The sequence below is a fragment of the Paeniglutamicibacter sp. NPDC091659 genome, from assembly GCF_044756805.1.
Taxonomy (GTDB): domain Bacteria; phylum Actinomycetota; class Actinomycetes; order Actinomycetales; family Micrococcaceae; genus Paeniglutamicibacter.
Genome location: NZ_JBIVTO010000001.1, coordinates 153,298 through 165,285, shown reverse-complemented (window position 1 = coordinate 165,285; position 11,988 = coordinate 153,298). Strand labels below are relative to the sequence as shown.

General features: G+C 65.2%; 9 protein-coding genes. All 9 read right to left on the bottom strand.

All coding sequences use genetic code 11. The features are described from left to right. Positions 1-149 precede the first annotated feature (149 nt). Complete coding sequence (locus ACIQLF_RS00745) at positions 150-2,909, bottom strand: hypothetical protein (RefSeq protein ID WP_400293677.1); 2,760 nt, start codon at positions 2,907-2,909, stop codon at positions 150-152. Between the two features lie 1,535 nt (positions 2,910-4,444). Then, positions 4,445-5,725: a M18 family aminopeptidase gene (locus ACIQLF_RS00740; protein WP_400293676.1), complete on the bottom strand. Its 1,281-nt coding sequence runs from the start codon at positions 5,723-5,725 to the stop codon at positions 4,445-4,447. A gap of 82 nt (positions 5,726-5,807) precedes the next feature. Then, on the bottom strand, positions 5,808-5,972 hold the full coding sequence (locus ACIQLF_RS00735; protein ID WP_400293675.1) for a hypothetical protein: 165 nt from the start codon (positions 5,970-5,972) through the stop codon (positions 5,808-5,810). A gap of 8 nt (positions 5,973-5,980) precedes the next feature. Continuing rightward, a complete protein-coding gene (locus ACIQLF_RS00730) occupies positions 5,981-6,697 on the bottom strand; it encodes a response regulator (protein WP_400293674.1) in 717 nt (238 codons plus the stop codon). Then, the gene (locus tag ACIQLF_RS00725) at positions 6,694-8,025 is read right to left on the bottom strand and encodes a sensor histidine kinase (RefSeq protein ID WP_400293673.1); all 1,332 of its coding nucleotides are present in this window, start codon (positions 8,023-8,025) and stop codon (positions 6,694-6,696) included. Before ACIQLF_RS00725 ends, ACIQLF_RS00730 begins: the two co-directional genes overlap by 4 nt. A 31-nt stretch (positions 8,026-8,056) precedes the next feature. Continuing rightward, the gene (locus ACIQLF_RS00720) at positions 8,057-8,920 is read right to left on the bottom strand and encodes an ABC transporter permease (RefSeq protein ID WP_400293672.1); all 864 of its coding nucleotides are present in this window, start codon (positions 8,918-8,920) and stop codon (positions 8,057-8,059) included. Continuing rightward, entirely contained in the window at positions 8,917-9,867 is a 951-nt protein-coding gene (locus ACIQLF_RS00715; RefSeq protein WP_400293671.1) for an ABC transporter ATP-binding protein, read from the bottom strand. Before ACIQLF_RS00715 ends, ACIQLF_RS00720 begins: the two co-directional genes overlap by 4 nt. Positions 9,868-10,022: 155 nt before the next feature. Then, the gene (locus ACIQLF_RS00710; RefSeq protein WP_400293670.1) at positions 10,023-10,691 is read right to left on the bottom strand and encodes a response regulator; all 669 of its coding nucleotides are present in this window, start codon (positions 10,689-10,691) and stop codon (positions 10,023-10,025) included. Then, complete coding sequence (locus ACIQLF_RS00705) at positions 10,679-11,911, bottom strand: sensor histidine kinase (protein WP_400293669.1); 1,233 nt, start codon at positions 11,909-11,911, stop codon at positions 10,679-10,681. The genes ACIQLF_RS00710 and ACIQLF_RS00705 overlap by 13 nt, the downstream gene beginning before the upstream one ends. Between the last annotated feature and the right edge of the window lie 77 nt (positions 11,912-11,988).

The window sequence follows — 11,988 nt, the reverse complement described above, 5'->3', positions numbered from 1 at the left end:
GCGGGTAAAGCACCGGCGTCGGGAGGCCCCGACACTGCGCCCGTGCGAGCCCCTTCGGCGGCGAATCCGCAGTCCCCGACGCGGCGGAAAAGGCTGAAGCGCCCCAGGACAAGTGTCCCGGGGCGCTTCAGTGGATGGAGCAGGTGGTGCTAGTTGGCGGTGAGGTTCAGCTTCTTGGCCAGCTCGTCCACCAGTTCGTCGGCTGCGACCAGATCGGATTCAGCCTTGACCACGGCAGCTGCGGCCGCATTGGCGTCTGCAACGGCGTTTACGTGTGCGGTCTGGGCTGCATCACGAATCGCGGCGAGCGGGGCCAAGGTGGTTGCGGCCGCGGTCTGGGCGACCGTGGCGTTCTGCAGCTCGATGCCCTTGGTGAAGACCGTGTTCTGGGCGCCCATGAGGTTCATGATCGTGGCGCCCAGATCGGCGTTCAGGCCGGGGATGCTTGCCTGGACATCAGCCTTGGCAGCCTGGTCGCGAACTACGTCGCCCTGGGCAGCCAGGATTGCAGCAGCGTTGGCGTCGAGTGCGGACTGGGCCGCGTCGCGGACGTCCTTTGCGGACTGGGCGTCGTCCTCGGCGTCCTTGACGTCGCCCTCGACACCGGCAACATCAGCAGCCAGCTCCTCGGCGAAGTCCTTGGCGTCGTTGGCCGCATCCTGAGCGTTGTCGACAGCGGTCTCCAGCGCCGGGTTGACGTAGGCCGCGGCGACTGCGTCGTCGTGGTCTTCGGTGGCGTTGGAGAGAACCAGGGCGTCTGCAGATGCGGTCGCGGTCGCGGTCGCCTTTGCGGATTCCAGACCCGGAACCAAGGCCGCGGCGTTGGTCAGCTGGGTCGTCAGGGCGGCCAGCTCGTCTTCACGAGCGCTCTCGGCAGCCAGCGCATTGTTGAATGCGGTCTGCTTGGCAGCGACTGCATTGTGCGCAGCGGTGGCAGCCGACACAGCGTTGCTGTGGTTGGTCGTCGCAGTGTCCAGGATGCCGATGGCGGTGTTCAGCAACGCCGAGGCGGCGTCCTTGGCATCGATGAGGCCCTGGTTGGTCGGGTTGCCCAGGAGTGCGGCAACTGCGGCGTCGTAGGCGCCCTGCTTCTGATCCTTGTCCGACGAGGCGGCGATCTTCGCGTCCGTCGTGGTCACGACATCGAGGTCGGAGCCGGTCGCTGCCGTCTTGGCTGCGGCCAGTTCACCCGCGGCGGTGTCGACGTCATCGGTCGCGTTGTTGAGCTGGATCTGCTTGGCGGCCTTGTCAGCGGTCAGGGAAGTGACCTTTGCCTTGGCCTTGTTCAGGTCGTCGGTTGCCTTGGCGAGGGCGTCGGACGAAGCGGTCGACGCCGACTCAGCGGCCTCGAGGGCCGTCTTGGTGTCGGCGACGGTCTGGAGCTCTTCCGGCGTCGGGGTGGCAGTTGCCAACGCAGCCTTGGCATTTGCCAAGACCAGCTCCGCGGCGGCCTGGTCGGAGACGGCATCTGCATGGTTAGCCTGTACGTCGGCCAAGGCATCCTCGGCGTCAGCCAGATCGCTGTTGGCTGCGTTCAGGCCCGTGTTGGTCGTGTTGACGGTGGCCTGAAGGCCCGCCGTCTGCCCCTGCAGGGTCACGATCGAGGCCTGCTTGGTGCCGATACGGACAGTCAGGGACCCGACCAATGCATTGGCGCCATCGAGCTTCGTCTGTGCGTTCAAGACGGCATCCTGGGCTGCACCGTGGGCGTTGATCGCGGAGGCGTAGGCTGCCTGAGCGGCAGCCACTACGCCATCGGCGGAGTCCTTGGCCGACTGTGCCGGTGTGGCGGCAGCGTTGGCATTGGCGAAGGCAATTTGCATCGCAGCAGCTGTCGTTGCAGCACCGGCGCTGGCGATCTTGGCGTCGCCGACGGCCTTCTCGGCCTTGAAGAGGTCAGTCACTGCCGTACGGTAGTCGGCGGCGTCCTTGGAGGTCTGCGCAGCATCGGCAAGATCCTGGGCGGCCTTGTCGGCGGCGGCCTTTGCATCGGCGGCAGCAGCGTCTGCTGCTACCTTGTCCGCTGCGGCCTTGTCTGCCGCAGCCTTGGCTTCGGCGATCTGGGCATCGGAAGCGGTCTTGTCGGCGGCGGCCTTGTCGGCGAGAACCTTGGCCTCGGCGGCAGCCTTGTTGGCGGCAGCCTGAGCGGCGGCAGCCTCGTCCGCGGCAACCTTGGCCTCGGCAGCGGCCTTGGCGGCGGCGGCCTTGTCAGCTGCGGCCTGAGCGGTGGCGGCCTTGGCCTCGGCGGTTGCCTTCGCGGCGGCGGCCTTATCCTCGGCAGCCTTGGCGGTTGCGGCCTTTGCTTCTGCGGTCGCCTTCTCGGCGGCAACCTTTTCCTCTGCGGCCTTCGCTGCGGCGGCGGCCTTGTCTGCGGCAACCTTGGCAGCTGCGGCCTTCGTTGCGGCGGCCTTGGCGGCGGCGGCCTTGGCATCGGCAGACTTGGATGCTGCGGCGGCCTTGTCGGCGGCAGCCTTGGCCGCTTTGACGGCCTTGTCGGCGGCAACCTTCGCCTTGACCGAAGCCTTCTTCGCGGCAGCCTCGGCCTTCTTCAGCTTCGACTTTGCGGAGGCCTCTGCCTTGTCGGCCTTGTCGGCTGCAGCCTTGGCTTCAGCAGCCTTCTTGTCTGCGGATACCTTGGCCTTCGCTGCGTCATCGGCTGCTGTCTGGGCGCCTGAAGCCTTAACTGCTGCGGCTTTGTGCTGCGCGGCCTTCGCCTGTGCAGCGGTGATCGCGGTGTTCGTCGGGGTTGAGTATCCCGCCAGCTGGATGTTGTGCGCCGTCGGCGCAGTGGCCGATCCTGCGGCCGTACCGGATGCGGAAGTGCAACCGGTCAGCGCGAGCGATGCCAAGGTGGCAAACGATGCTACGGCCAGTACTGCTTTATTACGCTTGGGCGTGCTGTAGTTCAAGAGATACTCCATCGAGTCAAAGAGGGTTTTGAGCAAAAATGAGCGGACGTGTCCTGAACGGATTAGCGATCAGGCCCCAACACAATGAACCGCTCCGAGTTTAAGACACTCATTTTTAATGATTTCGAGGTACCAAAGAACTTGATTTTTTGTGAATATTTTTCAAATTCCCCCGGTGCAACACACTGTAACTCAAGAGATCAACGCTTTGGAAAACACTATTGGAGCGGATGAAAATTTCCCGCAAAAGAAATTAACAACCGCGCAAACAATTGTTCAACAATAAATTACCGTGCGATGAAATGTTTTTAATTTGCAGGCATTCTTTCCCTGGTTTCAGGGCGTCAAAATGCTTGAATTTTCAAGGTTATTTTGGGTTTTCCGGTGAGGCGGCCACAATATTCAAAAAAGGCCAATTTCCGCCGAGTTCCCGCAATCGCGAGAACCATTCACCCCACGATTCACCCTCTAATTCACCCTCTAATTGCCCCATAAATTTCCGCGTCATCTTCGGGTCACAATCGATAGACATAGCCTCGGGGACCCCGCGAATCGACCGCAAGGGGCGCGGGCAACCTTTTGTTGAGTTGGCAAAAGGCCCCTCCATGGCAACGTCCAGAGATTCGACATACCGCGGTTCCAGAATTTACCCTGGGCCCTCCGATCGATTTCCAGTCGAGGAATAGTCATAAAAACTTGACAGTGAACTGTTTCACACAACAATTTGCACTGCCATTGACAAGCACGTCGCGATACGAAGTCGGAGTCGTCTTCGGATCGAGTGAGGGCTTGCTCGGGAAAGGCCTCGGCACGATCGGGCCGAGGCAGCCTCGCCCTGTCCGGGATGCTGGTCGCAGATCTGCGGTACGGATTGCCCTACGGCTGGAAACATCCGAAATCAACGCGTGGTGCCGCCAGTTCCGGACCCACGGAAAATTCGATGGCAGGCGCGATGCCGTCCACGGCGCTCCCGATTTCGGATGGCACGTAGCGCCGGAGGCGTGACAATAGATCTTCGTTGCCGTTGACCCGCCGCAGGATTGCCACCTTCGCCAAGGAGCACTGCGGCAACCAGGAGCCTGCTTGCATAGGATCTGGAAGACAACGAGCCACCGGTGCAGCGGTCGGGCCTGTGGCCTCTGACCAAGAGCACAACCGGCAGCGTTCGTCACGGCGTCCTCAAAACCATCCAACGCGCTACCCGGAATTCCACGTCCTCGGGAACCATGGACTGGGTTCACACATTGCTCCGATGACCGGTAGCCCTCCCGAACCCACGGTCGACTTGCGCCGCTCAAGTCCGGAGCGACGGCAAACCGCCCAAGCTACCTTTGAAGTGGAAGCCGTCCGCCGGTTCCATTCCTCGATGTCTACTTTCTGGGGGACCGGATTCCTCGGCAGCTTGCCGGGCCTGTTCCAAGGCCCGGTAAGGACTGCGAAATCTCGACCGGCATGATCACAGGAGACCGGGAAATCGTCGAGGTTTCACCTGCCTTCCGGCACCGTGTTGCCAGCCGCCCCTGCGGAATGTAGCGCTATGCGGCGAAGAAGCCGGCGGCGACCTTGGCCAGACGCAGCGGATCCTCGACACCGCACAGTTCGCGGGCGGAGTGCATGGAAAGCAGCGGAATCCCCACGTCCACGGTGCGGATACCCAGGCGGGTGGCCGTCAGCGGGCCGATGGTGGAGCCGCACGGCATCTGGTTGTTGGAGACGAACTCCTGGTACGGGACCCCGGCCTGCTTGCACAGCGTGGCAAAGAGCGCGGCCCCCACGGCGTCGGTGGCGTAGCGCTGGTTGGCGTTGATCTTCAGCAGCGGGCCCTGCCCCAGCAGCGGGCGGTTGGCCGGGTCGTGGCGGCCGGCGTAGTTGGGGTGCACCGAGTGCCCGGCGTCGGCCGAGAGGCAGAAGGAATCCGCGTACGCGCGGTTGCGGTCCTCGGTGTTGGCGCCCAGGGCGTGGCCGATGCGCTCCAACACGTCCTGCAGGAACGGGCCGCAGGCGCCCGAGCGGGACTCGGAGCCGATTTCCTCGTGGTCGAAGGCCGCCAGGAGGGCGATGTGGTTCCCGCCGCCGGTGGCCGCGTGCTCGATCATCGCAACCAGCGAGGCGTGCACCGAGGAAAGGTTGTCCAGCCGCCCGCTGGCGAAGAACTCGTTGTGGCCGCCGAAGACCTCGCCGCGCTGCGCGTCGGCAATGACCACGTCGTAGCCGCCGACCTGCGCCGGATCGACGCCCGCGGACTCGGCCAGCACCGCAAGCACGTCGGCCTCGTCAGGGTTGCCGATCCCCCAGACCGGGTTCATGTGGGTCTGCTTGTCCAGTGCCAGGCCGTCGTTGACGGCGCGGTCCAGGTGGATGGCAAGCTGCGGGAAGCGCAGCATCGGGGCGGTGCGGGCCAGCACCGTGGTTCCGTCGGACATGGCCAGGCGCCCGGCGAGCAGCAGCTCGCGATCCAGCCAGGAGTTCAGCAGCGGGCCGCCGTAGACCTCCACGCCCGCCTGCAGCCAGCCGTACGCGCCGGTGGTCGGCTTGGGCTTGAGCTTGAAGGAGGGCGAGTCGGTGTGGGAGCCCAGGATGTGGAAGCCCGTGGTCGCGGTCGCGGATTCGGGCTGCACCCAGGCGATGATCGCCCCGTCGCGGACGACGAAGTACTTGCCGGCGCCCAGCTCCCAGGCCGCGCGCTCATCGAGTCCGGTGAAGCCGGCGTCTGACAGGCGCCGGGCCGCTTCGGCCGCCGCGTGGAAGCTGGAGGGCGAGGCCGCCACGAAGGAAGCGAGGTCGTTGACGTGGTCAAGTGCTGCTGCACTGGGCATGGGGGCGTTCCCTTGTGTCGTTGGGCCCGGGAGGGCCGTTGGTTTCAGGTTTCACGGAGCCGCCGGGAACAGCGGCCGGCCGCTAGATGCGGGTGCGGAGAACCGCTGTCACCAGTGAAAACACTCCAAGAACGATGCTAGCCCACCCGGCGAGCGGCCAGCCGAACACCGAGAGCAGGAAGGCGCCCGCCACCAGCAGGACCACGGAAAGCAGCAGCCACGGGCTGCGCAACAATTCGCTGTTCATTGCCGGCCCTAGTAGTCCAGTCCCTGGCTGGGGATGACCAGGCCCGTCTCGTAGGCGTAGACGACGGCCTGGACGCGGTCGCGCAGGTGCAGCTTGGTCAGGATCCTGCGCACGTGGGTCTTGACGGTTGCCTCCGAGAGGAAGAAGCGGTGCGCGATCTCGGCGTTGGAGAGCCCCTCGGACATGGCTCCGAGCACCTCGAGCTCGCGCGGGGTCAGGTCCTCGAGCAGCGGGTCGCGTTCCGGTGCGGGGGTCGCGCCGCGGGCCGGGGAGGCATTGCGCACGTAGGTTTCCAGCAGCCTGGCGGTGACCCGGGGCGCGACGACCGCGTCGCCGCTTGCCACCAGCCGCACGGCGTTGACCAGCTCCTCCGGGGCGACGTCCTTGAGCAGGAACGCGGAGGCGCCCGCCTGCAGCCCGGCGAACGCGTACTCGTCCAGGTCGAACGTGGTCAGGATGATGATCTTGGTGCCGAAGAGCTGTTCGGCGATGCGCTTGGTCGCCTCGATGCCGTCCATGTTCGGCATGCGCACGTCCATGAGCACCACGTCAGGCTTCAGTTCGAGCGCAAGCTTCACGCCCTCGGCCCCGTCGGAGGCCTCGCCGAGCACCTCGAGGTCGGCCTCGCCCTCGAGGATGAGCCGGAACCCCATGCGCAGCAGCGGCTGGTCGTCGACCAGCAGCACGCCGATCCGGGGCTTGGGGACGGTTTCTTCTGGATTCATGATTCGGTCCTGGTCTCGGTGGTCGGGACGGTGGCGGCAGCGCCAAGCGCATTCGCGCCGCCTGCCGGATGCGGGATTTTCAGGGTGGCGACAACACTCCAGCCGCCCTCGGCGGCGGGGCCGGCGGCCAGCGTGCCGTCAAAGAGGGCAGCGCGTTCGCCCATGCCGCGGATGCCCTGCGCGGAGCCGACGCCCTCGCGCCTGCCGCCCTGCTGGGTTCCGTCGTCGCTCACCCGGATGGTCACGTCGTCGCCCTCGCGTTCGACCAGCACGCCGACACGGGTGACGTTGCGGCCGTAGCGCAGCACGTTGGTGAGGGATTCCTGGATGATCCGGTAGACGGTCAGCTGGAAGGTCGCGTCCTTGGGCAGCGGCGGGCCAGATTGGGTGAAGCGCAGCGGCAGGCCCGCCACCGTGAACCCCTCGAGCATCTTTTCCATGGAATCCACGGCGGGTTGCGGTTCCAGCGGGGCGTCGTCGCCGGTGCGCAGTACGCCGATGACCCGCCGCATGTCAGCGAGCGCATGCCGCCCGGTGGCGGAGAGCTCGGCCAGCACCTCGCCGGCCCGTTGCGGGTCGCGCTTGAGCACCACGGAGGCGCCGTCGGACAGGGCGATCATCACGGAGAGCGAGTGGGCCACGACGTCGTGCATCTCGCGGGCGATCCGGTTACGTTCGCGCACCTGGGCGAGGGTTTGCACGCGGGCGGCCCAGTTCGCCAGTTCAGCCTCGTGCAGCCTGTGGTTCCGGACCGCGGAGCCAGCGGCCACGAAGAAGATGTTGGATCCGGCCAGGAAGGCCACGCCGAGGATCGTCAGGACTGTCCGGCCGCCGACGTCGGCCAGGGCCTGCTGGTCCTCGGGGGAATCGGTGAACATGCCGGGGACGCCGATCACCACGAAGATCAGGCACTGCAGGGCGCTGATCAGGATAGTGAGGACGAACATGCGCCTGGCGGCGTATTGCGTGGAGGCCGTGAAGAGCGCGATCCACAGGCCGGCGCTGCTGCCGAAGTAGGAGGAATCCAGGAGCGTTGCAACGCTGTCGGTCGCCGCCACCAGGATCAGGATGGCCATGGGCCAGCGGCGCCTGAAGTACAGGACGAACCCGGTCACGACCAGCAGCGCCACGGTCGGCCAGCGGGCTGCCAGCGCCGACTCGATGATGCTCGGCAGGGACAGCAGGAAATACAGCAGCACCACCACCGCGTCGACGCAGCGCGGCTTGCGGCGCATCAGGGAACGCAGGCGCCCCACGCGTTGGGCCGAGAGCTCGTCGAAGGAGACCTCCGGGGTTCCGGCGGCCTCCTTCGACGGGTTTTCGCTCATGTTCCGAGCCTATCCAGTGCTTGGCCCGAATCTAGATATCGCGGCGCTGAAGCACCAGCGCGGCGGCCGCCAGCGGGATGGCGACCCAGGCAGCGACCACGAGGCCGGACTGCCAGGTTTCGAGCATGTCCTCGCCGCCCGGAGCCACCATGAGCGCGGATGCCGCGTGGTCGGGCAGGAAACGGACCACGTCGGCAAGCCAGTCAACCATTCCGCTGAATATCGTGAGCGCGTTGGGAAGGACAAAGAACAGCGCGGCCAGGACGACGATGCCGCCGGCCGAGTTGCGCAGCAACGTGCCCAGCGCCAGACCGATCAGGGCGACCATCACCACGTACACCACGCCGAACCAGAGGTTGCGCTGGAAAACGTCGGACGTGAACTCGAGCGGCATGTTGTAGTTTGCCGCGATGGGCTTGGCTACGGCATATCCAAGCAGGATCGACACCAAGGCCACCGCCGCGGCGACCATCGTCGTCATCAGGGCCTTGGCCCACAAGACGGGTTGTCGTGTGGGGACCGCAACAAAGGTCGAGCGGGCGGAACCCGTCGCGAACTCGGAGCTCATGACCATGACGGCCAGCGCCCCGATGATCAACTGGGCAAAGACGATGCCGCTGGCGGGCAGCGACGCGGTCAACTCGTTGAGGTTGCCCATCTGCGCGGCCATTTCAGGCGAGGTGCTCGCCATGCCCAGGGTCGCTCCGATGCCCCAGGTGCTCAGGGCGGCAAACCCGGCCATGACCGCGATCGTGGAAAGGACCAGGACCAGGGTGGAGGGCAGCGACGTGAACTTGATGAACTCGCCGCGCAGGACGCCCCCGAAGGTGAGTTTCCCGTTTCCCGCGGCGCCGGGTGCCGTCGAACGGGGTCGGGTCATGGCTTCGGTGCTCATTTCAGGCCCTGCTTTCCGGTGGCGCTTGCGGCAAGTTCGTTTCCCAGATGGGAGTGGTATTCGACCTCGTCCTGGGTCAGCGACATGTAGGCGTCTTCCAGCGACTGCTGGATCGGCGTCAGTTCATGGAGCAGGATCTGGTGGTCCAGAGCGCGCCGGGCAATCATCCGGGATTCCAGCCCCACCACTTGGAGGGTTTCGGCGTCCACGCGGGTCAACTGGACGTGCTCGGCGGCCAGCGCGTTCATGAGGGATTCGACGTGGTCGGTCTTGACCCTGCTGGTGGGCAGGCCCCGGCCCTCGATGATCTGTTCGATCGGAGCGTCCGCGATGATGCGGCCGCGTCCGATCACGATCAGGTGGTCGGCGGTCAGCGCCATTTCGCTCATCAGGTGCGAGGAGATGAACACCGTCTTGCCTTGTGAGGCCAGGTGCCGCGCCAGGTTTCGCACCCAGAGCACGCCCTCGGGGTCCAGGCCGTTGACCGGCTCGTCGAGGATCAGCGTTTGCGGATCACCCAGCAGCGCCACGGCGATGCCCAGTCGCTGGCCCATGCCGAGCGAGAATCCACCGACTTTCTTTCTGGCAACTGCACCGAGGCCAGTCAGTTCGATGACCTCGTCGACCCGGGAGTTGGGAATCGAGTGTGTTGCGGCCAGTGCGCGCAGGTGGGTGCGGGCGCTGCGGGACTTGTGGACGGACTTGGCCTCAAGGAGGGCGCCGACCTCGCGCAGCGGGGCCGCGTGCTCGGCGTAGTGGCGCCCGTTGACCGAGACGGTGCCGGCCGTTGGCCGGTCCAGTCCGACGATCATGCGCATGGTGGTGGATTTTCCGGCGCCGTTCGGGCCGAGGAAGCCCGTGACCTTGCCGGGCTGGACGGTGAAGGAAACGCCGTCGACCGCTTGTTTGGTGCCGTAGGCTTTCGCCAATGCTTCAGCTCTGATCATGGCTTCAACGCTACGGAGAATCCGCTGCCCCGTCGCCGCCCCAGCGGATGATCTTGGATGAACCAACCGTCAGTCTTTCGGCGTACGGGTGAACCCCGAGACGCACCATTAGGGGTCGGGCCGGCACGGTTCTCCCGCACCCGGGACCGGAAGGGTCAGTGAGCCTCGGACTCGTAGATGCAGATCGCCACCTGCACCCGGTTCTCCGCGTCCAGCTTCTCCAGCACCCTGCCGATGTGGGTTTTCACGGTGGACAGGCTGATGAAGAGCTGCTCGGCGATCTCGGAATTCGACAGTCCCCGCGCGATGGCCGTGGCGATCTCGCGTTCGCGCTCGGTGAGCTGGCCCAGTTTTGCCAAGGCGCCGAGGCGCCGGGTGTTCGGCTGTGTTGAACCAGCCGCGTCGATCAGCGTGCGGGTCACCGACTCGGAGAGCATGGTCCGCCCCCCGGCCACCGCGTGGATGGCACTGACCAACTCGGCGGGCACCGTGTCCTTGAGCAGGAACCCGCTGACCCCCGTCTTGAGCGCGGTGAACACCGTTTCATCGACGTCGAAGGTGGTGAGCACCAGGATCTTGAGGTCCGGATGGTGCTCGAGGAGCCGCTGGCTGGCGGTGATCCCGTCCATCCGCGGCATGCGGATGTCCATGAGGACCAGGTCCGGGTCCAGCCTCTTGACCGCCGCGATGGCTTCGATCCCGTCGGAGCACTCCCCCACGATTTCGATCCCGGGGTCGCCCTCCAGGATCATCCGCAGCCCCACGCGCACCAGGTTTTCGTCGTCAACCAGCAGCACCCTGACGCGCTGTGTTACTTCTGCCATGGCAACCATGCCTTCAAAACAAACTCCTCGTTTTCCTGCGCCGAAACAACCATGCCGCCGTCGGCCAGGCGCAGCCGCTCCTGCAAGCCGGTCAACCCCAGACCGGAAATCGGCAACGTGCCCGCAGCTGCGCTTATCCCCGGCTCCGCCGACTGCGGCATGGGGTTGCTCATCCGGACCTGGATTCGTTTTCCCGGTCTTCCCTCAAGACACAGCTCCACCGGGACTCCCGGCGCATGCCGCCTGGCATTGGTCAGCCCCTCCTGGATCACCCGATAGAGGTGCCGGCCCGTGGAATCGGGCAGCAACGCCAGCCGATCTTCAAGACCCGGACCCAACGTCAGCTTCACTTCGGTGCCCACCTCATGGCTCTGCGAAATGAGCTCACGCAGCTGTCCCAGCGTCGGTTGCGGCCTGGCATCCTCATCGACGAACAACGTGTTGGGGTCGCGCAGCATGCCCAGCACCTCGCGTAGTTCACCCAACGCCATGTGCGCGTTCTCCCTGATCACCGTCGCGGTCCCGCGGGTGGCCTCGGCTGAAAGGTCGGTTCGGTACTCCAGGGCACCGGCGTGCAGGGCCACAAGCGAGAGCCGGTGCGCCAGGACATCATGCATTTCCCGTGCGATCCTGGTTCGCTCGTCCGCCCGGGCCGTATGGATGTGCGCCTGATTCTCACGTTCGGCGCTGCGCGCCTGGTCGCGCAGGCTCTGAAGCAACTGTCGACGACCTCCGATGTAGAGCCCGGTGAGCACAATGACGCCGATGAAGAGACCGTTGTAGAGCAGGGCCTCCCACCACATGACGGGCTCCGGGGCCGGCAACAATTTGTCACCAGCAATCGAACAGACCGCGAGGAGGAGGGTGATTCCGGCGATCTCATATTTTTTGCGGCGCGTGGCCAAGGAGATGACGGCCATCGCGCAGATCCCGGCGGACAGGGCCGAGAAGGTCGATAGAACCACGATTGCCGCAACCACCGGCACCGGATGGCGGCGCCTCAAGGGGTAGAGCAGGAATGTCGCGATGCCACAGACCACATCGAGCAAAATCAGCAAGTCCATGTGGGTTACGTTGCTGGCCGGTTCTGCGAGATACGACTCAAAGACCAGAAAAAAGGCACCGACACCGGAAATGATTCCCACGAGCAGCCGCCACGAATGTTCCCAAATGGTTCGCAGCGCTGAAGGCCGAGGATCGGCAACGGTGTCTGTAGTCATTTATTCAATGCTACCGACGGCGCACGTCCCGAGACATCGACCGAAAGGACCAATCGTTTTCCGTGCTGATGAGGCGC